23 protein-coding genes are annotated in these 25,458 nt (G+C 40.8%); 14 read left to right on the top strand and 9 right to left on the bottom strand.

Annotated elements, in window-relative coordinates:
* Positions 1-343 precede the first annotated feature (343 nt).
* From MJY40_RS08945 to MJY40_RS08935, 3 genes are all read left to right on the top strand, one after another.
* Positions 344-1,660, top strand: a complete 1,317-nt coding sequence (locus MJY40_RS08945; protein WP_317853901.1) for a glutamine synthetase family protein — start codon at positions 344-346, stop codon at positions 1,658-1,660.
* 30 nt (positions 1,661-1,690) lie between these two features.
* On the top strand, positions 1,691-2,257 hold the full coding sequence (locus MJY40_RS08940) for an ANTAR domain-containing response regulator (protein WP_317853900.1): 567 nt from the start codon (positions 1,691-1,693) through the stop codon (positions 2,255-2,257).
* A gap of 457 nt (positions 2,258-2,714) precedes the next feature.
* Positions 2,715-3,914 (top strand): pyridoxal phosphate-dependent aminotransferase, encoded by a 1,200-nt coding sequence (locus MJY40_RS08935; RefSeq protein ID WP_317853899.1) that lies wholly within the window; start codon positions 2,715-2,717, stop codon positions 3,912-3,914.
* 138 nt (positions 3,915-4,052) lie between these two features.
* Here the strand turns inward: MJY40_RS08935 and MJY40_RS08930 are convergent, their stop codons facing one another.
* Positions 4,053-4,961 carry a ketopantoate reductase family protein gene (locus MJY40_RS08930; protein ID WP_317853898.1) on the bottom strand — a complete coding sequence of 303 codons (909 nt, stop codon included), beginning with the start codon at positions 4,959-4,961 and terminating at the stop codon, positions 4,053-4,055.
* 139 nt (positions 4,962-5,100) lie between these two features.
* Positions 5,101-5,787, bottom strand: coding sequence for a cyclase family protein (locus MJY40_RS08925; protein WP_317853897.1), 687 nt, complete (start codon positions 5,785-5,787; stop codon positions 5,101-5,103).
* Between the two features lie 307 nt (positions 5,788-6,094).
* Between MJY40_RS08925 and MJY40_RS08920 the strand changes: the two genes are divergently transcribed.
* The 8 genes from MJY40_RS08920 to uxaC all read left to right on the top strand — a co-directional run bounded on the left by MJY40_RS08920 (position 6,095) and on the right by uxaC (position 14,098).
* On the top strand, positions 6,095-6,748 hold the full coding sequence (locus tag MJY40_RS08920) for a GntR family transcriptional regulator (RefSeq protein WP_317853896.1): 654 nt from the start codon (positions 6,095-6,097) through the stop codon (positions 6,746-6,748).
* A 30-nt stretch (positions 6,749-6,778) separates the two neighbouring features.
* Complete coding sequence (locus MJY40_RS08915; RefSeq protein ID WP_317853895.1) at positions 6,779-7,771, top strand: LacI family DNA-binding transcriptional regulator; 993 nt, start codon at positions 6,779-6,781, stop codon at positions 7,769-7,771.
* A gap of 216 nt (positions 7,772-7,987) precedes the next feature.
* Positions 7,988-8,989 carry a 3-dehydro-L-gulonate 2-dehydrogenase gene (gene yiaK, locus MJY40_RS08910; protein WP_317853894.1) on the top strand — a complete coding sequence of 334 codons (1,002 nt, stop codon included), beginning with the start codon at positions 7,988-7,990 and terminating at the stop codon, positions 8,987-8,989.
* A 46-nt stretch (positions 8,990-9,035) separates the two neighbouring features.
* Positions 9,036-9,503 (top strand): NanQ anomerase/TabA/YiaL family protein, encoded by a 468-nt coding sequence (locus MJY40_RS08905; RefSeq protein ID WP_317853893.1) that lies wholly within the window; start codon positions 9,036-9,038, stop codon positions 9,501-9,503.
* A gap of 81 nt (positions 9,504-9,584) precedes the next feature.
* Positions 9,585-10,661, top strand: a complete 1,077-nt coding sequence (locus MJY40_RS08900) for a TRAP transporter substrate-binding protein (RefSeq protein ID WP_317853892.1) — start codon at positions 9,585-9,587, stop codon at positions 10,659-10,661.
* A gap of 92 nt (positions 10,662-10,753) precedes the next feature.
* Complete coding sequence (locus tag MJY40_RS08895) at positions 10,754-11,239, top strand: TRAP transporter small permease (protein ID WP_317853891.1); 486 nt, start codon at positions 10,754-10,756, stop codon at positions 11,237-11,239.
* Positions 11,239-12,525 (top strand): TRAP transporter large permease, encoded by a 1,287-nt coding sequence (locus MJY40_RS08890; protein ID WP_317853890.1) that lies wholly within the window; start codon positions 11,239-11,241, stop codon positions 12,523-12,525. Before MJY40_RS08895 ends, MJY40_RS08890 begins: the two co-directional genes overlap by 1 nt.
* A 157-nt stretch (positions 12,526-12,682) precedes the next feature.
* Positions 12,683-14,098, top strand: a complete 1,416-nt coding sequence (uxaC, locus tag MJY40_RS08885) for a glucuronate isomerase (RefSeq protein WP_317853889.1) — start codon at positions 12,683-12,685, stop codon at positions 14,096-14,098.
* 133 nt (positions 14,099-14,231) lie between these two features.
* On the opposite strand, the gene kduD is transcribed toward uxaC, so the two are convergent.
* The gene (kduD, locus tag MJY40_RS08880) at positions 14,232-14,990 is read right to left on the bottom strand and encodes a 2-dehydro-3-deoxy-D-gluconate 5-dehydrogenase KduD (protein ID WP_317853888.1); all 759 of its coding nucleotides are present in this window, start codon (positions 14,988-14,990) and stop codon (positions 14,232-14,234) included.
* Between the two features lie 95 nt (positions 14,991-15,085).
* A complete protein-coding gene (locus MJY40_RS08875) occupies positions 15,086-15,730 on the bottom strand; it encodes a GntR family transcriptional regulator (protein WP_317853887.1) in 645 nt (214 codons plus the stop codon).
* 339 nt (positions 15,731-16,069) lie between these two features.
* Here MJY40_RS08875 and MJY40_RS08870 point away from each other — a divergent pair, with 339 nt between their 5' ends.
* Together MJY40_RS08870 and MJY40_RS08865 are read left to right on the top strand one after the other, a co-directional pair.
* Entirely contained in the window at positions 16,070-17,557 is a 1,488-nt protein-coding gene (locus MJY40_RS08870; RefSeq protein WP_317853886.1) for a tagaturonate reductase, read from the top strand.
* A gap of 18 nt (positions 17,558-17,575) precedes the next feature.
* A complete protein-coding gene (locus MJY40_RS08865; RefSeq protein ID WP_317853885.1) occupies positions 17,576-19,057 on the top strand; it encodes a UxaA family hydrolase in 1,482 nt (493 codons plus the stop codon).
* 219 nt (positions 19,058-19,276) lie between these two features.
* On the opposite strand, the gene MJY40_RS08860 is transcribed toward MJY40_RS08865, so the two are convergent.
* From MJY40_RS08860 to MJY40_RS08840, 5 genes are all read right to left on the bottom strand, one after another.
* The gene (locus MJY40_RS08860) at positions 19,277-20,935 is read right to left on the bottom strand and encodes a recombinase family protein (protein WP_317853884.1); all 1,659 of its coding nucleotides are present in this window, start codon (positions 20,933-20,935) and stop codon (positions 19,277-19,279) included.
* Between the two features lie 77 nt (positions 20,936-21,012).
* Positions 21,013-21,267: a hypothetical protein gene (locus MJY40_RS08855; RefSeq protein WP_317853883.1), complete on the bottom strand. Its 255-nt coding sequence runs from the start codon at positions 21,265-21,267 to the stop codon at positions 21,013-21,015.
* Complete coding sequence (mobV, locus tag MJY40_RS08850; protein ID WP_317853882.1) at positions 21,239-22,204, bottom strand: MobV family relaxase; 966 nt, start codon at positions 22,202-22,204, stop codon at positions 21,239-21,241. Before mobV ends, MJY40_RS08855 begins: the two co-directional genes overlap by 29 nt.
* 45 nt (positions 22,205-22,249) lie before the next feature.
* Positions 22,250-23,545, bottom strand: a complete 1,296-nt coding sequence (locus tag MJY40_RS08845; RefSeq protein WP_317853881.1) for a DNA primase family protein — start codon at positions 23,543-23,545, stop codon at positions 22,250-22,252.
* Complete coding sequence (locus MJY40_RS08840; RefSeq protein ID WP_317853880.1) at positions 23,511-24,125, bottom strand: CHC2 zinc finger domain-containing protein; 615 nt, start codon at positions 24,123-24,125, stop codon at positions 23,511-23,513. Before MJY40_RS08840 ends, MJY40_RS08845 begins: the two co-directional genes overlap by 35 nt.
* Positions 24,126-24,291: 166 nt before the next feature.
* On the opposite strand from MJY40_RS08840, the gene MJY40_RS08835 reads away from it, so the two are divergent.
* A complete protein-coding gene (locus tag MJY40_RS08835; protein ID WP_317853879.1) occupies positions 24,292-25,158 on the top strand; it encodes a helix-turn-helix domain-containing protein in 867 nt (288 codons plus the stop codon).
* Positions 25,159-25,458: the final 300 nt, after the last annotated feature.

The following is a 25,458-nucleotide window of genomic DNA, read 5'->3' as shown; positions in this document are numbered from 1 at the left end:
TGTATAGAAGTAGAAAAGTAAAAATTGGTTGCATTGACTTTTTGTGGTATTTGGGTATATACTAATTAATAAGGAAGTAACGAAACATATGGTCAAAAAACTTTACCACAATATTATGCGTTTCCTTTTTCAATAAGTGTTGCTAAATTTGGAAAAACGGATGACTACATAGGGTCATTCTATAGATTGTATGGGCTTTTTGTAGGGGCATCCCTATGTGGGTGCCCGTGGTAGAAATTTCCTAATAGATTCACATATCTTGAAAAGGATTTTATATGTTTTGGAAACATAAAAAGAATAATAGGGCTGTTTTGGTATGAAAAATGGAAAGAGGAGGAATTATATGAAATACACAGTAGAAGAAGTAATGGAATTTGTAGAAGAAAATGATGTGAAATTTATACGACTTGCATTTTGTGATATTTTTGGTACCCAAAAGAATATTTCCATTATGCCAGCAGAGTTGTTGCGTGCTTTTACAGATGGGATTTCCTTTGATGCTTCTTCAATTAGTGGTTTTATGAATGTGGAAGAAAGTGATTTGTTTTTGATTCCAGACCCTGATACCATGAGTATTTTGCCATGGAGGCCAGCACAAGGAAGGGTAATCCGATTGTTTTGTACCATCAAAAATCCAGATGGATCTGATTTTGCAGGTGATGGCAGAACCATTCTCAAAAAAACAATTGCAAAAGCAAAAAATATGGGATATCAATGTAAGGTTGGCACAGAAGGTGAATTCTATTTATTTGAATTGGATGAAAAAGGTTTGCCTACCAAAGCACCAGTGGATGCTGCTGGTTATTGTGACATTGCACCATTGGATCGTGGAGAAACTGTTAGACGTGAAATTTGTTTGATGTTGGAAGAGATGGGGATGATTCCAGAATCTAGCCACCATGAAACAGGTGCAGGTCAAAATGAGGTGGATTTCAAATATAGCAATGCTTTGCGTAGTGCAGATAACTTTGTCACCTTCAAATCTGTGGTGAAATCTGTTGCAAATGCAAATGGTATGTATGCATCTTTCATGCCAAAACCCTTGAAAAACGAACCTGGCAGTGGATTGCATATCAATCTTTCTTTGTTCCAAAATGGAGAAAATATTTTCCGCATTGGAGATGAAAAAACAAAAGAAGGGGAACGTTTTGTTGCAGGTATCATGCATCATATAGAAGAAATAACTGTATTTTTGAATGCAACAACGAATTCTTATGGACGATTTGGCAATCACGAAGCACCCCAATATATCACTTGGTCACATGGAAATCGTTCACAATTGATTCGCATTCCTTCTGCAAAAGGGGAATATGCTCGTATGGAGTTGCGTTCACCAGATTCCACTTGTAATTTATATCTTGCATTGACATTGATTATAGAAGCAGGCTTGGAAGGTATTCGGGAAAAAATGGAATTGTCTAAGTCTGTGGATTTGAATTTATTGGATGCAAATGTAGAAATTCCAGAAAACTTGAAAACACTACCTTTGAACATGAAGGATGCAATCGAAGTGGCAGAAAATAGTCCATTTGTTTTGGGTGTGTTGCCTCCAAAAACAGTGGAAAAATATATGGAGTTGCAAAAGAAAATTTGGAATCAATATGAAGCAGCATCAAATCCAATGGAATTTGAGGATAAACAATATTTTGGGTATCTTTGAGTGGAATTTCATTGGGGATGAGGTGATGGTGTGGAACATATTTTGGTTGTAGATAGTGGTGAAAAAACAAGAACTGCTTTGGCAGAATACTTGCAATCCAATTTTCATTTCCAAGTGTCATTTGCTACAAATGGAGCAGAAGCAAGAAGAAAACTAGGTGCTACAACCTATGCGATTGTTATGGTCAATGCTCCTTTGGGTGATGAATTTGGCAATGAATTGTTGATACAAGCTTCCAAAAATACAGGTGCAGGTTTGATTTTATTGGCAAAAAATGAACAAGTTCCAGAATTGGAAGTACAAATGAATGCATGTGGTGTTATGACAGTTGGAAAACCATTGCAAAAGGAAATGTGTAACCAAAGTGTGCGTATGGCTTTGGGGATTCATTTTCGTATGAGTACCTTTGTTCGAGAAAAACAAAGAATGCAAAAAAAATTGGAAGATGTAAAAATGACAGAAAAAGCCAAGTTTGTTTTGATGCAACAAAAAAATATTTCTGAAAACGAAGCTCATAAAATTTTGGAAAAACGTGCTATGGATTTGCGTATGACCAAACGAGAAGTGGCAGAAGATATTTTAGAAAATTTTGCTTAAATACATAGATTTAATAATTGTGGTATAGAAAAATTCAGTGGTTACATGGAAGGATTTTGTACCACTTTTTCTTTATGGACATAAAAAAATACATAGAACTTTTTTAGATATTCTGGGTATTGAGTGGAAATTGGTATTTTTGGTGTATAGAAGGATGTGTTTTGTGAAAAATTTGTTGAATATTTTTCTGCAAAAATTAGATAAAGTGACCATAAAATCTTTTTTTTGAAGGCGTTTTTTTCCATGTCTATTGCTTATACATACAAAAATATTGTTGTGGACATTTGCGTTTCTGGCTTTTTCAAACCATTTTCTATAAAAAGAACCAAACTTGTATTTTGCCACTGGATTTTGTGTTTGGGCTATTGTGTTTCCTATAGAAAGTGGTATAATATTGTTATAAAAAAAGCAATGTTATTTCTATCAAACGTAATAGCGAAAAGGAGACGAGAAGACAATGAAATTATCCGATAGAGTACAAGGAATGCAAAATTCTCCAATCAGAAAATTCAATCCTATGGCTGCTGAAGCAAAAGCTGCAGGAACAAAAATTTATCACCTCAACATTGGACAACCAGATATCGTAACACCTCCAGTATTTATGGATGCAATCAAAAACTTCGACCAAAAAGTTCTTGCATATGCAGAATCTCCAGGTCTTCCACAATTGCAAGATTCTATCATTGACTACTTCAAAACATTTGATATGCCTTTGGAACGCAAAGACGTATTGATTACAAGTGGTGGTTCCGAAGCTTTGACATTGGCATTCTTGTCTTTGATCAATCCTGGTGATGAAGTTATCGTTGCAGAACCTTACTACACAAACTACTTGACATTCATTCAAGCAGCTGATGGTGTTGTAAAACCTGTGACTACATATGTAGAAGATGGTTACAAATTCGCTTACTTGGATCGTTTGGAAGCAGCAGTAACAGAAAAAACAAAAATGATCTCCATCGTAAACCCAGGTAACCCAACAGGTTGCATTCTTTCCAGAGAAGACATGAGATTGATTTGTGATTTCGCTAAAAAACACGATCTTTGGATTTTGGCTGACGAAGTTTACAGAGAATTCGCTTATGATGGTCGTGAAATGACATCCTTCGGTCAATTCGAAGATGTTGCAGACAGAGTGATCATCATCGACTCCGTTTCCAAGCGTTTCTCTGCTTGTGGTGCTAGAATTGGTTGTATCGTTTGTAAAAACGAAGAACTTATGTCAAGTGTTATGAAAATTGCTATGGGTAGACTTTGCTGTCCTACACTTGAAATGGTTGGTGCAGCTGCACTTTATGAATTGGATGCATCCTTCTTCACAGAAGTTAGGGCAGAATATGAACACAGAAGAGATGTTTCCTACGAAGCACTCAAAAAAATCCCTGGCGTTGTTTGTGAAAAACCAGGTGGTGCATTCTACATCACATGTAAAATGCCAGTTGAAAGCACAGAAGACTTGTTGATCTTCTTGTTGCAAGAATTTAGAGACAATGGCGAAACAGTTATGTATGCTCCAGCTGAAGGCTTCTATGCTACAGAAGGTTTGGGCAAAAACGAGTTGCGTATCGCTTACATCTTGAAAGCAGAAGATATGGCTCGTGGTATCGAACTTTTGGGCAAAGGTATCGAAGCTTACAAAGCAGCAGGCAATAAATAAGAATTGATATGTAAGAGGCACTCCATATGGGGTGCCTTTTTGCGTGAAACATATGATTGCAATTGAGCTGCTATATCTGTAAATAACAAAAGACCCCATATTTGAGGTCTTTTTTCGTATACTTATTTTGTTGGTTGATTATTTTCCTTCTAACGCATGCACCATTTCCACAATCATTTCATGAGTAGGAGCTGGAACACCACATTTTTTGGAAGCACGCACCACAGAACCACTGATGGTATCTACTTCTGTTTTTCTACCATCACGTAAATCGGCGCAAATAGAAGTGATGCCTTCTGGGGAATTGATGGTGACTTGTTGTATGGATTCCAAGGATTTGGCTTCATCTGCTTCTAATCCCAAACCATGAGCAACAGCAACTGCTTCATGAAGAAGTTGTTTTGTCAAATTCCAAGCATGAGGATTTGCAGAAATATAGCCAATTGGTACTTGCAATACACCAGTCACAACACTAAGGGATACATTTGTAAACAATTTATCCCAAATCAGTTGTTGGATATTGGAATGAATTTTTGTTTGGAAACCACAAATATCAAATGCATCTTTGAAAGAAGGAAGAACGTTTTGTTCATCTTCTACCAACATACCAATATTTGTTTTGCCTACACCACCATGACGCACATGACCTGCACCTAAGATGGCACCATTATCTTCTGTGGTACCGATGATGACACGATTTTCAGGAGCGAATTTCCCTAAAATATCTTCGTGACCAGAACCGTTTTGCAAAGTCATCAAATATGTATTTTCACCAATGATATGTTTGTTTCCTTGTAATGCTGCTTCGGAAAAGAGTGCTTTGACAAACAAAATGATTAAATCCATAGTTTCAAGACCTTCTGTGGAAGTGACTGCTTTTGGTCGATATACCACATCCACTCCATTTTCTTCCAAAGTCAAACCATTTGCGTTGATGTGATTCACAATGGTTTGGTTGGTGTCCACAAGATATACTTCATGGTGCAAAGAGAGGTGACCACCATAAATGGAACCCATAGCGCCAGCGCCAATGACTGCAATTTTCATAACAACAATCCTTTCTATTGATTTATGCCAATACTGTACAATATGTAAATTTTGCAATTAGAATTGTACAGCATTGCAGTATGATAGAAGTAACACAAAAGGTATGTTCCATTTCCAAAACATACCTTTTAAGCAATTTTTATTTTGAGAATTCTGCCAAACCTTCAATTGCATAAGCACGAATTGGACAAGAATCCAAACCTTTGATTGGAAGTGGAGTGTAGGACATGAAGAAGGTATCTGTAGAAAGTTCTTCCAAGTTTTTCAAAACTTCCAAGAATACAACGTCTACTTCCATCAAAACATCATGGAATGCACAAACATCTTCGTTGTTGCTTTCGATGGAAACGCCATCTCCAAAACCAACGCATTTTACTTTTTTATCTTTAAACCATTCAGCTGTTTCACGACAAATAAACAAACGTTTGTCATCTGGTGTGTTGGAAAGGCTTGTGAAAGGTGGAATTCTTTCTGGAGAATCAATGATTACAATGTCCCCTTCTTGAATACGGTCACCGCAAGCTTTTTCCAAATCTGCGCCAGTGATTTTGTGGTTTGCTGGCAAACCTTCAATGTTGACATAGATAGCACGACCCATGAAAGTGCTCAAAGGCAATTCTTGCACATCTGTCCAATCATCGTGATGGTGATATGGACATTCAACGTGTGTACCCAAATGACTTGTCAAATCCATAATTGTGTGGAAATCTGGAATTGGACCACCTGTGTTGAAACGTGTCAAACCACAACGTCTGGATTCTGTTTTTGGATCTAAAACCTTTGTCAAATCTACAATTCTCAAGTTACCCAAAGGGAATACGCTCATGTTTTACCTCCTTGTTTTTGGTCATATTGTACACCAAAGCCACTAAGCGTTATGAAATCTGGGGTTATATATGACATGATAAGTTTATTTTTTATATTATTTATGAACAGTATAACAGTTAGCGGGATACTGGTCAAGCTATTTTTCTTGACTGTAAGAAAAATGTTTGTTATGATGAAATCATACAAGGTAACAAAGTGTAATTTTTGCAACGAGAGCGGGGCATTGCTCCGACAAAAGAAATCTAGTGGAAAATGGAGATATCCTTTTCCATGAAACAATATCTAAGAACAAAGGAGCAAGCAATATGAATGGAAAAAGCCCCTTACAAATATTGGCTTATAATTATTTGAAAGAACAGATTTTGACGGGTCAAATGAAAGTAAATACCCTTTATTCTGGCACAAAAATATCAGAGGAAATTGGCATATCCAGAACACCTATGCGTGAAGCAATCCAGTGTTTGAGTCAAGATGGGTATATTGAAGTTGTGGCAAGTCAAGGGTTTCGATTACGCAAGCTAGAGCAAAAAGATATGTATGAAAGTATACAAACCAGATGTGCCATTGAGGGATTTTGTACCCATTTGTTGATTGAAAGCAAAAACGAAAAAGAATTTCAAGAACTGATGGAAACTTTACGCAATATTTTGACACAACAAGAGATTATTGTCGCAGGTAAAAAAGATGGTCCGACTAGATGGAAATTTATTGAGTTGGATCATCAATTTCATTTGGTGATTGTCGATTTTGCAGACAATGACGAGTTTCGTCGCATGTTTCAACGATTGATGCATTCCATTCAGTTGACATCAATGGAGGCTTTGGCGATTCCAGGACGCATGCAGGAAACTTTGGCAGAACACAAAATATTTTTTGAATACTTGGAAAAAGGTGACGCCAATGGGGCATATCAAGTTTTGTTGAACCACTTGCGTACACCACTTAGGTTAATCCACTAATCGTTTATCTGACAGAGAAAGGAGGCCCAAATGACCATTTACGATATTGCAAAAGAAGCCAATGTGGCTGCCAGTACTGTTTCCCGTGTCATAAACAACAAGCCTGGGATTAGCCCAAAAACACGTGAAAAGGTAGAATGTATTTTAGAAAAATATAATTTCATTCCCGATGCTGCTGCAAGAGGGTTGGTGATGCAATCCACGAAAATCGTTGGCATTTTGATTGAAGACATTCGTGTCAGCCATCACACCAATAGTGCCTATGTGATTGAGCAGGAGTTGACCAAGCAAGGATATTGCTGTATCACTATGAACACAGGCGTTGATTCCAAAAATAAAGCGAAACATATTCGTTTGCTGGAAGAACGTCGAGTGGAAGGTGTTGTTTTGATGGGCTCAATGTTTGCGACAGAAGAGGTGAAAGAGTCTGTTATCAAATATTTGAAGAATGTGCCTATTGTCATTGTCAATGGATATTTGGATTTGCCCAATGTATCTGGTGTCGTTATGGATGAAGCAGGTGGTGTGAAAGAAGCGGTGCATTGCTTGTGGAATAAAGGCAAACACAAGATAGCATTTCTTTTGGATTCCCATTCACCAGCAAATTATCGCAAAAGAGATGGATATTGCAAAGGTATGAGAGCAGTAGGAGCAACAGAAGAAGATTTGTTGATTTACGAAGCCAAAGAAAGCACTTGGCAAGGGGGTTATGATAGCACAGTTCTTATGTTGCAGGAAAATCCTGATTTGCAAGGGATTATCTATACCATTGATTTGGTTGCAACAAGTGGTGTGCGTGCAGCAGTAGATAGAGGTTTATCCATTCCGAAGGATATTGCTATAGTCGGCATCGACAATAGTGCATACGGTCAAATTTGTATTCCCCAATTGACAACAGTGGACAGTAAAGCAGAAGATGTGAGTCGTATTGCTGCTCAAATACTTGTGGAAAACTTGATGGGTAGCATGGAAAGTAAATGTATAGAAATGAGTGCGGAGCTTGTGGAGAGAGAAACCACTTGATAAAATTCGATATTTTTTTGCACAATGAAAAATGGAAACAAAAGGGAATGCTATGTGCATTTTTTGCTTTGTAATGGAGAAATAGTGGGATGATTTGTGCAATATACACAAAAAAAGGCTGTATTTTTCTGTAATAAGTTGCATTGCAATCAAAAAGTGGCTATGGTACTATAAATGTATGACAATCGATTGCGAAATTAGGGAGAGGAAAAAACGATGAGAATTTTTTATGATGAAATGAAGAATGAATTCAAGCGTGTGTTGATCAGTAGAGGCTTTTCGGAAGAAAATGCAGATGCAGGAGCAGCGGTATTTGCCAACAATAGTTTGGATGGAATTTATTCTCATGGTTTGAATCGTTTTCCTAAAATCGTAGAATATTTGGATATCAAAAAAATGAATCCAGAAGCGGTTGCAACTTGTGAAATGTCTATGGGAGCCATTGAAAAATGGGATGGACACCAAGGGTTTGGACCTTTGAATGCAAAATTGGCAATGGACAGAGCTTGTGAATTGGCAAAAGAATACGGAATTGGATTGGTTGCTTTGGGCAATAACAATCATTGGTTGCGTGGTGGTACATATGGTAGGCAAGCAGCAGATGCGGGATATATTGGAATTTGTTGGTCTAATACTATGCCTAATATGCCTGCTTGGGGTGGAACAGAACGCAAAATTGGTAACAACCCAATTGTGTTCTCTGTGCCAAAAAGCGATGGAAACCATGTAATTGTGGATTGTGCTTTGTCTCAATTCTCTTATGGAAAAATTGAAGAAACAAAATTGAAAGGGCAACAATTGCCAGTACATGGCGGCTACAACGAAGCTGGTGAATTGACTACAGACCCTGCTGAAATAGAAAAAACATGGCGAGTTTTGCCTATGGGATATTGGAAAGGTAGTGGCATATCCATACTTCTTGATTTGATGGCAACCACATTGACCAATGCACATTCAGTACAAAAAATTGGCACATTTAAAGAGGAAGTGGGCTTATCTCAAATCCTCATTGCAATAGATGTAAAGAAATTCCATTCTCAAGAGCAAATTGATGCAATCACAGAAGAAATGATTGCAGATTTGAAATCCTCTACACCAATTACCGAAGGTGGAGAAATCCGCTATCCAGGTGAGAGAGAGTTTGCAACAAGAAAAGACAATTTGGAAAATGGAATTCCAGTTGTTTTGGAAAAATGGGAAGAAGTAAAAGGATTTTAAGAACAGGGACACCAAACAGATATATTTAAGTGAAAGAGGTTAAAGTATGATTTTTTCATCTATTCATGCAAAGGAAGATATCAATAAATATCCAAAAGCAATTCAAACAGCATTGGAATATTTAAAATCCAATGATTTTGTAAATATGGAACCAGGTGTTTATGAAATCCAAGGCAAAGAAATTTATGCACAAGTGTTTGATGCAGAAACAGGAGTTGTGGAAGAACGAAGACCAGAGGTACACGAAAAATTCTTGGATGTACAATTCTTGGCAAGTGGTTTGGAACGTTTGGGATTTACACCAGATACAGGAAATTACAAAGTGGCAGAGCGTTTTGATGAGAGAGATTTGATTTTCTATGAATCTGTAGAAAACGAAGGATTTGTCAATGCGACACCGGGATGCTACACTGTATTCTTCCCAGAAGACGTACATAGACCAGCAGTGGCAGTGGCAGAACCTATGACTGTTCGTAAGGTGGTTGTAAAAATCAGTATTGGCTTGTTGCCATAAATTTGATATCAAAAGCATTTGCTTTATGATATATATGCTAATTAGGGTAGCGTTATGAGAATGAAAGGGGATTAAATTGGTATGAAAAAGAAAATCGCATTGGTAATGGCTGGGGTTATGATGGTAGCATCTTTGGCTGGATGTTCTAGCTCTTCTTCCAGTAGCGCAACAACAGAAAGTTCTTCAGCAACAACAGAAAGTGCAGCAACAGAAGCACCTGCAGACGCATTGCAACTCATCATTGCTTCCAACCAAACATCTTTGGACAATCCATATTCTTTCGGTATGGACGAATTCAAAGCAGTTGTTGAAGACATTTCTGGTGGTGCAATCCAAGTTACTGTACACAAAGGTACATTGGGTGAAAATGAAAGTGAATTGATCGAAAAATTGGAAATGGGAGCTGCTCATATGGTAGTATCTTCTCCTGGTTTCATGACAAGCGTTGGTGTTCCTGAAATCGATATCTTCTCCTTGAACTATTTGTTCGATAGCTTTGACCATTGGGAAAGTGCTGTAGATGGCGACTTTGGCGATGGCATGGTTGATATGATTTTGGATCAAACAAGCAATTCCTTCCGTGTAATGGGTTACTGGTCATCTTCTGTTCGTGACTACTATGGTAAAAAAGTAATCACATCTCCTGCTGATTTGGCTGGTATGACAGTTCGTACACAAGATTCCGTTGTACAACAAGAATTCTGGTCTGGCTGTGGTGCAATCCCTACATCTGTAGCTTGGGGTGAATTGTATCAAGCATTGCAACAAGGTGTTGTTGATTCCGCTGAAAATGATTACACAAACTTTATGCAAAAAGATCATCACAAAACAGACAATGGTAAATATGTTTGTGAAACACACCATGACTTTACAACACGTTTGCTTTTGATGAATGGTAACTTCTATGATTCTTTGACAGCAGAACAACAAGCATGGATCGACGAAGCTTGTGTTGCTGCAACAGCAGAACAAAGAGCTGTAGTATACAGAATGTTTGAAGAATCCAAAGAACAAGTTATCGCTGATGGCGCTATTGTAACAGAATTTGCAGATATGGACATCGATGCTTTCAAAGAAATCGCTATTCCTATCCAAGATGAATTCGCAGCAACTTATGGTATGGAAGATGAATTGGCAGCAATTCGTGCAGCGGCGTAAGTTCAGTCAAATTTGAAGTATAATTAGTCAATGTTGAGCCACCTGGCAAGAAATTGTTGGGTGGCTATAGTTGATTAGAGAAGGGAGCCGACATGAAAAAAGCGATTGGTATGTTACAGAAAATTCAGATTGCTATCGGGGGGATATTTCTTGTAATTTTTCTTTTCACAGTTGTTTTCCAAATTGCGTCACGGTATTTGGGGATTGTAGCTGTATGGACAGAAGATGTTTCTACATATTCCTTTATTTGGGCAGTATTTATGGGGGGAGCAGCTATGGTGTATGAAAGAAAACACTTTGCGTTTACTTCCATTGCAGATTCTATGAAAGATGAGCGAAAAAAGAAGATTATTGCAATAATAATTTCTATTGTTATATTAGGTTTCTCATTATTGATGTTATATTATGGTTATGGCATAACCAAACAATTTTGGAATTATAAATGGGTATCCATTCCTGCGTTGAAACGTGGGCCAACATGGATGTGTTTGCCAATTTGTGGCTTGACATCCGCAATTTATGCCCTGAGTCACATTGTTGAAGATGCGATTGCATTTGTGAAAGGGGGTAAAGCGTAATGGAGATTATGTTGGTTATCATATTTATTACCCTTGTGGCAATTGGTGTGCCAATTTGTTATGCTTTGGGAACAGTATCCTTTGTAGGGATTTATAATTTGTCTTTGATTCCTGATGCAGTTGTGTTTACAAAAATGTTCAATGGTTTGGATAGTTTTACATTGCTTGCAGTACCTCTATTCATTTTGGCAGCGAACTTGATGAATGAAGGTGCGATTACAGAGAAATTGATTTCTTGTTGTACTGCGGGTGTAGGTCACTTTAGAGGCGGTTTGGCATATGCAAATATCTTGGTTTCCATGATTTTTGCTGGTATTTCCGGTTCTTCTCAAGCAGATACAGCAGGAGTTGGTAAAGTCTTCATTCCTTCCATGGAAAAAGAAGGCTACGATAAAGGAACAGCAGTAGGGGTTACAGCAGCTTCTTCTACACTTGGTTCCATCATTCCACCAAGTATCACCATGGTGGTTTATGCCGGTATTGCAAATGTAAGTACCGGGGCACTGTTTATGTCAGGATTGGTTCCTGGTATTTTACTGGGTCTTGGTATGATGGGCGTTGTGCGGTATTATTCGAAGAAAAAGAACTTCCCTAAAGGCGAAAAAGTACCTACAAAAGAAGTTATCAAACAAACATTGGTTTCTTTGCCAGCATTGATGACTCCAATCATTTTGATCGGTGGTATCGTTTCTGGTGTGTTTACACCAACTGAAGCATCAGCATTTGCATGTATTTATGCTTTGTTGGTTGGTATTTTCTTCTATCGTACCATCAAAGTAAAAAACTTGCCAAGAATCTTGGTTGAAACCATGAAAATGTCATCCCTTTCCTTGTTTGCGCTGTCAACAGCTTGTGCATTGGGTGAATTGTTGGCATATTATCAATTGAACACAGCAGTGCAACAATTCTTTACCAATATGGCAGGTGGTAGCTTGGTATTCCTCTTAGTTGTTGTTGCATTCTTCATGTTCATTGGTACATTTATGGATGCGGTTCCAGCGATGATTTTGTTTGTACCAATCGTTATGCCATCTGCGCTTGCGTTGGGGATTAGTCCGGTCATCCTTGGCTTGATTGTCGTTGTTACTTTGGCACTTGGTTTGGTAACTCCGCCTTATGGTCTTTGCTTGCTGATTGCATCCTCCATCAGCGGTATTACCATTGAAGAGTCCTTCAAAGGGGCATTGCCTTACTTCTTGTCTTCCATGTGCGTATTGTTGTTGTTGGTTTTGTTCCCAAATCTTTGGTTGCTCATTCCATCTACACTATTCCCAGGATTGTTCTAAGGTAACACAGCCTAAGTGTAAAACAAAAGGCTCTCTATTCACTAGGGGGTCTTTTGATGTTTTAAAATATAGGTGATATCGCAGATGTCTAATGGTGGATTTTTGCAATTAGAGGTGTGATATTGTCACAGAGTGTTTGAAAAAAAGGAGAAGCGAAATGAAAGCATTTTTAGATGAAAATTTCTTGTTAACCACAGAAACAGCACAAAAATTGTACCACGAACATGCAGCAAAAATGCCAGTGATTGACTATCATTGCCACATCAACCCTCAAGAAATTGCAGAAGACAAAAAGTATAGAGATATTACAGAAGTTTGGCTTGGTGGTGATCATTATAAATGGCGTGCTATGCGTTGCAATGGGGTGCAAGAATGTGATATCACAGGTAGCAAGGATACAAATCCATACAAAACATTTGAAAAATGGGCAGAAACATTGCCAAAATGCATTGGAAACCCTTTGTATCATTGGACATACTTGGAGTTGAAAACATATTTTGGCATTACAAAGGTGTTGAAAGCCTCCGCAGCCAAAGAAATCTATGATGAATGTAACGAAAAATTGAAAGATGACTCTATGTCTGTACGTAATATCATCAAAAATTCCAATGTACCTTTGATTTGTACCACTGATGATCCAATCGATTCTTTGGAATACCATAAAATGATTGCAGCAGATCCCACTTGTGAAGTGAAGGTACTTCCTGCATTTCGTCCTGACAAAGCAATGAACATCAACTTGCCTACCTTCCCAGAATATATGGTGGCAATGGGTGATGTGTGTGGATTTGCAATCAATACTTATGCAGATTTCAAAAAAGCAATGGAAATGAGAATTGATTTCTTCAATGAAATGGGATGTAAAGCGTCTGACCATGCGTTGGATTTCCCTGTATGCGTGACAATGACAGAAGAAGAAGTGTCTGCTGTTTTTGCAAAAGGTTTGGCTGGAGAAGCTTTGACTTCTGTAGAAGTGGAAGGTTTCAAAACAGAATTCTTGAAAATGGTGGCAGCACTTTACTACAAACACAATTGGGTTATGCAAATCCATTATGGTTGTATTCGTAATGTATCCACAGCAATGTTTGAAGCATTGGGTCCAGATACAGGATTTGATGTCATTGGAGAAGGTGGTAGAGCATCTGCTTTGGCAGGGTTGTTGAACCAATTTACAACAGGTGGATATTTGCCTAAAATGGTGCTTTATTCTTTGAACCAATATGACAATGAAGCAATTGCTACAATTGCAAGTGCATTTGCAGCAAATTCTGATGTGGCTTCCAGAATTCAATTGGGTTCTGCTTGGTGGTTCAACGATACAAAAACAGGTATGCAAAAACAATTGATCGATCTTGCTAACTTGGGAACATTGGGCAACTTCATTGGTATGCTTACCGATAGTCGTTCTTTCTTGAGTTATACAAGACATGAATATTTCAGAAGAATTTTGTGTGAAATGTTCGGGAATTTGGTGGAAAATGGAGAATACCATGATGATATGGAATCCCTTGGACAAATGGTTGAAGATATTTGTTATAACAATACTGTGAAATTCTTTGGATTTGACGTATAAGCAATGTATTAGCATCATATAAAGAAATTAAAAAAGATGAGGTAATGATACCCCCAAAGTTAGAATAATCTGACTTTGGAGATGTAGTTGACCTCATCTTTTTTTATGTTTTGAATGGTGAAAAAGTAGAAAATTATCTACCAAGCCAACCGCCATCAACTGCAAGGGTATATCCGTTTACATAGTTTGCAGCAGAGGAGCAAAGGAATGCGATTGGTTCGCCAATATCAGATGGTTCACCCCAACGACCAGCAGGGATTCTACCCAAAATTTCAGCAGAACGCACTGGATCTGCACGAAGGGCATCGGTATTGTTGGTAGCAATATAACCAGGAGCAATGGCATTGACATTGATGTTATATTGTGCCCATTCGTTGGACAAAAGTCTGGTCATACCCATAACTCCAGATTTACTTGCTGTATAGGAAGGAACTCGAATACCACCTTGGAAAGAAAGCAAAGAAGCGATGTTGACAATTTTGCCACCTTCTCCTTGAGCAATGTATTGTTTTGCAACAGCTTGAGAAAGAAAGAACATGGATTTCACGTTGATGTTCATAACATCATCCCAGTCTTGTTCAGAGAAGTTGAGGGAATCTTCACGTCGAATGATACCAGCATTGTTCACCAAAATATCCACACGACCAAATGCAGCAACTGTTTTGGCAACGATTTCTTGGAACATTTCCATATTTGGCTTTGTTAAATCTGCCAAAATCTCCATGTATTTTACGCCACAAGATTCCACTTCCTCTTGGATTTCTACCATTGTGTTGTGACCAACAGCAACAATGTTTGCACCAGATTGTGCAAGTGCAATGGCTGCTGCTTTGCCAATACCTGTTCTAGGACCTGTTACAATAGCTACTTTTCCTTGTAATTCAAAATTCATAAAATACCTCCTTGTATTTACGTTACTGGTTATGATAATGCCACGATTCTGACTGCAAAAGATGGAATCAGAATGGGTGACGTTGCCTTAAAAATTTACAATAAAGATTTTTCTAAAATAATATCAAAGCTGGAGTTTTTGGAACGCAACAAATGTTGTTCCATTGCCTTTGCAGCTTCACTCCAGTTTTTCTTCAAGCAATGGGATAGGATTTCAAGGTGTTCTTGATGGCCTACTTCGTAGCAATTCCCTAACAAATTTCCAGTCAGCACACGATATCGTATATTTTGTACTTGAATGAGATCATAAGTGCGGTGCATATAGGTATTTGGGATGGCAGACATAATGAAATTATGAAATTCATCATCCAATTCATATCGTTGGAAAGCAGTTAGTTGCATATCGTTGTTGAATGCTTCATAAAAGGCAAATAGCTTGCTTTCGTCCATGGAAGAACCATATCGCTCTAGGGCATAAGGTTCAAAGAGTATGCGAATTTCGAAAATACTATTGAGTTGAGAAATGGATAGTTCTGACACCATAACCCCTTTTTTTGGTAAAATGATCACAATACCTTCTTGTTCCAAACGACTGATGGCATCTCGAATAGGAGTGCGACTGACGTTAAATTCTTCGGTCAGAGCATCTTCGTTTAAAATGGTTCCGGGGGCATAGGTGCAATCCATAATACGCTTTCTGATTGCATTGTATGCTTCTAGTTTCAAACTGGTTTTTGCCACTGGTTTCACTCCTTTCTTGGAGAGTTTTTATCTGATTTCATTATACAGAAAATTAAATATAAGTGCAATAGCAATGTTGTTGTATACAATAAAATAAAGGTGGAATAATCAACAAAAATAAGTATCAATTTATAGTAGAAAATTACAAAAGTCGTAATAATTATTGGAATTAAAGGGAAATACATTGACATTACAAAAGGGTTGCAATATAATTTTAAATAATAAATATATAACAAAATGAGAAAAACAATAAATTTTCAAACTGTTGTATACAAGATTGAACATGAATATTGTTGGTGTGAAACAAGTGTGGTATAAAATGAAAATATGGAGGATATTATGAAAACTTTAAGCTATAAAGCATTGGAAGAAATGAATTACGATGGTTATTTGTTGAAAGAAGGAACAGAACGTGTTTTGCAATTTGGAGAAGGCAATTTTTTGCGTGGATTTGTGGACTATTTTATCGATGTGGCAAATGAAACATTGGGAGAAGATACCAAAGTTGTTTTGGCACAACCTATTGCACCAGGGCTTGCAGATATGATCAACGCACAAGATGGGTTGTATACTTTGTATCTTCGTGGCAAAGAAAATGGAGAAAAAGTCAACAAAAAAAGAGTGATTAGCTGTGTCAGCAGATGTATCAATCCCTATAGCGATTACCAAGGGTTGTTGGATTGTGCAAAAAATCCAGATCTTCGCATTTTGGTTTGTAACACAACAGAAGCGGGTATTGTGTATGATGCATCTTGTAAATTTGATGATGCACCAGCAACCAGCTTTCCAGCAAAACTGACACGTTTTATGTATGAAAGATTTTTGAACTTTGGCACAGAAGAAGGCAAAGGATTTGTTGTTCTTTCTTGTGAACTGATTGATTACAATGGTCGTGAGTTGAAAAAATGTGTGATGCAACACATTGCAGATTGGAATCTTTCCGACGCATTCAAAACATGGGTGGAAGAAGAAAATGAAATCTGCTCCACATTGGTGGACAGAATTGTAACAGGATATCCAAGAAATGAAATTGAAGAAATTACAGCAGAAAATGGCTATGTCGATAATATCGTAGACACAGGCGAAATCTTTGGTTTCTGGGTCATTGAAGGTTCTGAAGGTTTGAAAACAGAATTGCCATTTGCAAAAGCAGATTTGCCAATTTTGATTACAGATGACCACACACCATATAAAAGTAGAAAAGTTAGAATCCTCAATGGTGCACATACATCTATGGTTTTGGCTGCATATCTTGCAGGACAGGACATTGTGCGTAAATGTATGGAAGATGAAGTTATCACAGGCTTTATGAACAAAACCATTTATGATGAAATCATTCCTACTTTGACATTGCCAGTGGAAGAATTGAAAGCATTTGCAGCATCTGTGGAAGACCGTTTCAACAATCCGTTTATTGATCATTCCTTGCTTGCAATTAGCTTGAATAGTGCTAGCAAATGGAAAGCTAGAGTTATGCCAAGTTTCAAAGGCTATGTGGAAAAATTTGGTGCATTGCCAAAATGTATCATATTCAGTTTTGCAGCATTCATTGATTTCTATCGTCCAGAACGTTTGGAAGAAGAAGGTTTGGTTGCAAAAAGAGATTTGGGCAATGAATATACAGTCAGTGATGATAGATTTGTTTTGGAATTCTTTATGGCACATAAAGATGATGATAATCGCACATTGGCAACAGCAGTTGCAAGCAATATTGATATGTGGGGTGAAGATTTGACCAGTTATGAAGGATTTGTGGATGCTGTAACAGCTGGTTTGGATGCCATCAAAGAAATTGGTGCAAAAGAAGCAATGAAACATTGTCTTTGAGTTAAAGGAGAAATGACTATGACAAAAATGATACGTATTGCGACATTGGATAATGTGGCAGTGGCTTTGGCACCTGTGGAACAAGGAGAAATCGTTGTTTTGGATGGTATCACATATGTTGCAGCAGAAAAAATCGAACAAGGACATAAAATGGCAATTGTTCCCATCAAAGAAGGAGAAGCTGTTGTCAAATATGGCTTCCCAATTGGAAATGCAAAACAAGATATTTCTGTTGGGGAATGGGTGCATGTACACAATGTGAAAACAGGCTTGAGTGAAGAATCTTCCTATACATATGATGCAAAAGTGGAACCACTTGAAGCGATTACACCAGAAACCTTCAATGGATTTATGCGTGCAGATGGTAGAGCAGCAATCCGAAATGAAATTTGGATTATCCCAACAGTTGGGTGTGTCAATGGTGTTGCAGAAAAATTGACAAAAGACAATGGTCATTTGGTGCAAGGTAACATTGAAGGATTGTATGCATTTCCTCATCCTTTTGGTTGTAGCCAAATGGGAGATGACCATGCACAAACCAGAAAGTTGTTGGCAGCTCTTGCAAATCACCCAAATGCTGGTGGTGTTTTGGTTTTGGGATTGGGTTGCGAAAACAATACCATGGAGGGATTTAAGGAAGAACTTGGTACATGGGATGACAATCGTATGAAATTCTTGGTTTGTCAAGATGTGGAAGATGAGTTTGAGGAAGCAGGCAAGTTGCTTGGTGAATTGGCAGAATATGTGGATACATTTTCACGTCAGCCAATTCCTGTCAGCAAATTGGTCATTGGTATGAAATGCGGTGGTAGCGATGGCTTGAGTGGTATCACAGCAAATCCAACAGTTGGTGCATTCAGCGATAAACTCATTGCTCGTGGTGGTACAACGGTGTTGACAGAAGTGCCAGAAATGTTTGGTGCAGAAGGTATGCTAATGAACCGCTGTATCAACGAAGAAGTCTTTGACAAAGCTGTGCATATGATTGATGGGTTCAAGGAATATTTCACAAGTCACAACCAAGTGGTTTATGAAAATCCAAGTCCAGGGAATAAAAAAGGTGGCATCACCACATTGGAAGATAAGTCTTTGGGATGTGTGCAAAAAGGTGGCACAGCACCCATTGTGGAAGTCATTGCATATGGCGATCAAATCACAAAAACAGGACTTCATATGCTCAGTGGACCAGGCAATGACTTGGTCAGCTCCACAGCAATGACAGCGGCAGGTGCACATATGGTATTGTTCACAACAGGACGAGGAACCCCATTTGGATCTCCAGCACCCACAATGAAAATCAGCACAAACAACGATTTGTTTGCAAAGAAAAACAACTGGATTGATTTCAATACAGGCATGATTACAGAAGGAGATACCATTGATGAAACAGCAGAACGCTTGTTGGAATTTGTCATTGATATCGCAAATGGAACCAAAACAAAAACAGAAGAAAACGGATATCGAGAAATTAGTATTTTCAAAGATGGCGTTGTGCTTTGATACTTTGGCTTGCACTTAAATTGGGTGCAAGCTTTTTTATGCAAAGAATCAATTACAAAATAGAATGAATCCATAAATATAAAAATCTCCTAGAAACTGGAGATATCTTCATCCAGCAACTAGGAGATTGGTCGGTCTACCATATACCAAAAACCCTATAAAATCAAGGGTTAATAGGCATAAGGAACTGTTCCTATGAGACGGTATGACCCCGAAGGGTCATGCCGTCTTTTTCTTCTTTCCGTTGGTTCCGATGGGCTGTTCGTGGGTGATAATTTGATTGACCATAGGAATATCTAGCTCGTCTACAAAATTAAAGATAATCTTTACCCGTTGTGTCCGAATTCGCCCAGCCTTTTCGGGGGCATAGATCAGAATTTTGTGGATGTACTCATTGACAATGGTCTGTGTCAGTTCGGGTACAGCTATATACTTATCCACTAAGGTTATAAACTGCCTTAAATCTTGCTCTAGCGACTCCTGCTGTTCCACCCATTCCTCAGTCACATCTAGCTCTAGTTGCAACTGCTCCTGCTCCACTTCATAGCCTTCGGATAATTTTAGATAGCGCTCCCGACTGAGGGTTCCCAGAACCATATCCTCATAGCACCGAGTCAGCAAGGTTTCTATATCGTCCAGACGTTTCTTGGTCTGGGCGATTTGTCGCTTATGCTCCTGCTGGCTCTTCGCCCTCTGGTCTCGACAGCTCTGCATCCACTCATCCTCGAAACCCTCCACGTTTTGACGGATGTATGTGTTGACGGCTCGAATACGGTCTAGTACCAGTGCTCTTAAAACTTCCTCACGGATGTAGTGGGCAGAGCAGGTGCCTCGACCGCTTTTGTACTGCCCACAGACATAGTGGTCTTGCTTGTATCCATAGCTTGCGCTAGTGGCAAAATGCAAGTTTCCATCACAGTCGGCACATCGCAGTAGCCCAGAAAATAATCCCTGACGGTCGCCCTTGGTCATACGACGCTTGTGCTGTCTTAGCTCCTGCACCCTATCCCACTGCGCCTTGTCCACAATGGCCTCTTGCGTGTTTGGAAAGATAGCCATTTCTTCCTTTTGGGTGGGGATACGCTTTTTTAGCTTGTATGATTTAGAATAGGACTTAAAGTTGCAGGTACAACCAGTATAGTCCATTCGCTCCAAGATACCTACAATGGACTGGTCTATCCAATGGTAGGGGCGTTCGGGAAGCGGTCTACCCTTGCGCTGGGCATAGAGGGATTTGGCGGTAAGCACTTTGTCCTGTTCTAGTATCCGTGCAATGGAACAGGGACCTTTTCCAGCGATGGATAGGTCAAAAATTCGCTTGACTACGGGGGCGGCCTCTTCGTCCAAAATCCAGTGTTCCTTGTCTAAAGGGTCAATCTGATAGCCGTAGGGCGGTCTGCCCAAGTGCTTGCCACTGGCACCCTTTTGCTGAAAGACAGCTCGTACTTTTTTACTGGTGTCTCTGGGATACCACTCGTTGAACAAATTGCGGATAGCGGCAAAGCCATCGCTGTCTCCACAGATGCTGTCTACGCCATCGTTGACGGCGATAAAACGGACATCCTGACTGGGGAAAACTAGCTCGGTATACTGCCCTACGGTGAGGTAATCTCGTCCAAACCGACTCATATCCTTGACAATCCAAGTGCTCACAAGTCCTTGCTTCACCAAGTCAAGCCCTTCCTGCACGGCAGGACGATTGAAATTCGTCCCCGTATAGCCGTCATCTACCAAGATTTTTAGATTGGTATAGCCCTGTTTCTTCGCATAACTGGTCAAAAGAATTTTCTGGTTTTGAATGGAGTTAGATTCTCCTTCCCCCAAGTCTTCATTACTCAGGCGACAATAGAGAATGGTGATTTTTTGCTGACCTAACATAGCAACCTCCTTTGTATGTTGGTCAGCGGATGATTTTGTTGTGCATGGCGATATTGTATCATAGGTTGTCATATTTGTCATCTGCAACTCACCTCACTATCAGAGAAAATAAGCCGCTTCAGCTTGTGGGACAAGTGTTCCCCACCACCACACTCTGTCTCTATTTGATACACGGTACCACCGATTTCTTTTGCCACAGTACAAGCGAAAGGGGAAGCCTTTCCGTCGGAATCCTGCCATTGCTCAAGAAGGTAGGAGGGAACATCAATGATGGGTTCGTAGCAGGCGCATAGGTCGATGTGCTCATAGGTTTGATTCATATCTGTGTTCAATGGTTGACCCTCCTTGTCCTTGTTGCTGATACATCCGTAATACTTCCTCTGGAATCCCCTCCACGGCCTTTTCTAACTCCTCCAACTCCTTCATTCGTTCCATGTTCTTCAGCCGTGCCAGCACGCTCTCCTTACTGTCCTCTACCTTTTGGGAAAGTGCCTCATTTTCCTGCTGAAGCTGGTGGTATACCCCCTGATATTTCTTTATCTGCGTTTTCATCTTGGCCACGTTGGGGAGATAGCTATCTAAGATAGCCTGAATTTCAACGCATCGCTTCTTGGCATTGAAGGGGGTGATTCCCTCTAGTAAGTCGGTGAGCATGGCCTTTTGGCGGTTGAGGTGGACTGCCTCCTTGAATACTCTTGGTGGAATATGACTGCGCCCTGTGATGCTGGCACTCTCGCCACGCTCTAGGTCGGGGAATTTCTTGACCATGTGGCTCCAAAATTTATCTTGCCACTCTGTCAGCTTCTTCTTGTTGCCCAAAATCTCCTTGGCGCTTAATCGTCCGTCTGCCGTCAAAGGCACAAAGGTGAGGTGCATATGGGGTGTTGTCTCGTCCATGTGTACCACGGCGGAAAGCATCGTTTCTTTGCTCTGGTGGTCAGCGAGGAAGTCCACCGCCTCTTGGAAAAAGGCACGTACCTCAGAGAGTTTCTTCCCCTGAAAGAATTCAGGGCTGGCAGTGACGAGGGTTTCTACCAGCCGTACGCTGTCCTTTCGAGTGCGGCATCCAGCGGCGGCAATCTGTCCCTCTGCCCCTGCTCGGTAGCCACAGGTTGGGGTAATCAGATGAAAGTTATCCTTACGTTTCTCACTGATAATGTCGGGATTGCTGGCATAGTTCTCCTTGGTGCGCTCATTGTGGGCTTCGATATGCCCAATCTCGGGACCCTTATATTTAGCAAATCGCAGAATTGCGTATTGTGCATTCATGTGAAATCATCCTCCAATCCTGTGGCATCCGTACGTACGTACACATCATAAAAATTCATCGATAATCTGGACACCGTGATACCCCCTGACTCTGCGCTTTCCACCGATATAGATGTTATTGTTGTAATCTAGCCCATATTTGGCGGTATTTTCATTCAAATGATTGGAGAAGCTCCGTTGGGATAGTGGTTTCATGGCGTTGTCCTCGCACCAGTTTGTGTACGCACGGTACAGGTCACGGGAGCTGGCTTCTCCTGTCCAGTCCAGTTTGATGTAGCCCTCGGAGGTCATAAAGTCGGCCACGTTGCATCCATCGGCCATGGAGACCTCGAGATTTTCCTGCGCCCTCTGGCTGATGGTGAACTGATAATTCTGGGCAATTAGACGATGTAAGCCCGTGAGACACCAGAGAAGGATGCCCTCCACCTCAGACTGCAATTTCTCCCCCAGATAGGGGTCGTCTTTTCGTTCGGGGTCTCTGTCCTTGGTGGTGAGCAGAATCTGCCGACGGAAAAAGCCCACGCTTCTGTCGTAAAGGGACTGGAGATTGCCGTTACCCAACCCCAAAAAGCGGACGTATAACTGCCCTTGATAGCTCTGTTTTCCCTTGCGTTCCAAATCCATGGGTAGTTCTGCGGTAATGATGGATTTCAAGTAGTGAGTCTGGGGGAGGGCTTCCAGCTTCATGTCGTCGTCCACCATGAGAAGCTGGTGCTCCAAGTCGGCTCGGGCGAAGGGGCTTGTCTCCACTTTGGACAGACTGCCCGTGTTCATGTTGTCCCCCAGTAGCGAGCGAAGCACCAGCCCGATGCGGCTTTTACCCTCGCCACCTTTGCCCGTGATGAGGAGCATTTTCTGCCCCTTGGTGGAGGGAATCAGGCAGTAACCCATAAACTCTTGGAGGGTGGGGATGTCCTCTGGGTGGAGCAGTTCCGCCAGAAATAGAAGCCACCGCTCTGGGTTGGGAGCCTCCCTGTTGTAGCCGACAGGGAGGCGGTTGCGACAAAATTCCTTGGTCTCAGCGAAGGTGCCGTCCAGAAAGAGGGTGCCGTTTGCCACATGGATGCGGTCACGTTGTAGGGGTAAGTTGGGCTGATAGCAGTCCAAACGGATGGCATCCAGTAGGGTCTGACTGCGTTTCGCCAGCCCCGATGGCATCACTGGTCGGAGCCACCGATAAATCTCTCGACGCACCCACATCTCGTCAGAGACTCTGCCTTCTACGGTGAACAGTGTGCCGTTGATGGCAATCATGGGGTAAGCAGTCAAAAAATCTTCACAGAAGAGGGACTCCAAAATCTTCTTATCATCGAGCCAACGTGGTGGTAGAGTGTCGTGCATGGTATCCCTCCTCTCTCAAATATGGGTCAATCTTTTTCTGCAACTTGTTGACAATCCCCTCGTCCAACATCCACTGGGTCATCTGGGTTGGGTCATCGTCCATGCAGTCTAGTAGGTGCTCTACGTAAGAGCGGTCATGACAGGCGATGGCAAAGCGCCAATCCAGTCCATCTTCTGCCGTCTTGGGCAAATATGTCTGCTCCCAGTCTCGCAAGAGCAATAGGTAGTGGGTCAAATAGGTGGTACACAATTGCTCCATCATCCGCATACTTTTCTTTGGGGTTGGCTTAGATACTGCTGGCATCAGGGTGCTATCCTCCAAGATACCGAAGTCGCTGGCCAACTGTTTGGCGGCATCATAAGGCTTAAGCCCTAGTAGGCCAGCCACCAAATCCACCACATCTCCGTGGGCACTACAGCCGAAGCAGTAATAATAGCTGTCGTTAAGCTTCATAGACGGGGTTTTATCAGGGTGGAAGGGACAACAGGCCATACGATTGCGTCCAATCGTGAGCCCGTAGTATTCCGCCACCTGATGGGTGGTAAGTTGTTCTTTTAGTGTTTGAAATAAATTCATCATGTCCTCCTGCGTTCAGAATGACCTTGCAAGGTATAGACATCGTAACAAAAAAGAAGAGGGTTTCCCGTATGTCCATAAAGTTGGATTTCAGGGTGAAAAACAAGAGATTTCCACGTTCGTGGAAATTGTGCTATAATGGTAGAAAAAGCAGACGGAGGGCTGAGAAATGTATGTAAAGCTGACTTTAGGAGAGCGATTAAAGGATTTGCGGACAGAACGAGGGCTAACCCTAGAGCAGTTGGCACAGGAGACAGGCATTTCCAAGTCCGCATTGGGTAATTATGAGGGGGATGAACAACGGGACATCAGCCCACTTAGCATCGTAACTTTGGCGCAATTTTACGCAGTCCCTACTGATTATTTGCTGGGCATCATCGAGACAAAAAAATATCCAGCCTCAGAGCAACTTGCTCTGGGACTGGATGATGAAGCGATGGAAGTGTTGGCTGGTACTCCAATGAACAAGCGACTTCTCTCGGAATTATTAAAGCATCCAACATTCCCCCACTTAATGGTTGACATGGAAATCTACGTTGACCGCATCGCCAGCATGCAGATTCAACACATCAATAATTACGTTGATGCAGCTCGCAAGCAAATAGAGGCTACTCATGCGCCGCAATCTCCCGACCTCTATGTGGAGGCATTGAAAGTCGCTCATGTGGATGAACACGAGTATTTCACCAAGTCCATCTATGAGCATTTGGCGGTCATTTTGAAAGGCATCCAGAAAGACCACGAGACGGATACTACCACAGCAGATACCGACTCTATCGTGGAACAGATGCAAGCCGTCGTAAACGAGGCACTTACCATGCCCGAAAGCGAGGTAGAACAGCGAGTACATTTAACGTGCAAAATGTATGGCATCAACCCTGATGATGTTTCTGAAGAAGAGAAACTTGTATTGGCCAGCTTTATAAATCGCATACCTAAGGACATGAGAACGAGCATGAAGGAGCTAGAGCGTAGTTCGAAGCGTGGAGCAAGACAAATGCCTAGACACGGCAAAGGGAAGCGCAAGAGACGTTAATCACTGCGGTGAGACGGGGCTTGTATATACCTCCCCCACCTTCTTCGCCTAGCATATGATTGCAGATGGGGCATTGCAATCATACGCTAGGCTACTAACGACAAAAAGGGCTGGTACGGCTTCTCTGCTACTTGGCAGAGTTCCGTACCAGCCCTTTTCATCGTCAGACGGTGGGGAAGGTATAACACACTAGACTTTGCAAGCAAAATCGTGTGCCAAGGGGCGGAGCCCCTTTGGATGCCCCATCCTCTATCTTCCCATATCGATGATGGGCTATGGGAAGATAGAGGGTTGCACCAC

The organism is Chakrabartyella piscis (assembly GCA_030067835.1).
Classification (GTDB): domain Bacteria; phylum Bacillota; class Clostridia; order Lachnospirales; family Anaerotignaceae; genus Chakrabartyella; species Chakrabartyella piscis.
Note: the sequence above shows the minus strand (reverse complement) of the source record. Positions and strands in the feature narration are given on the sequence as shown.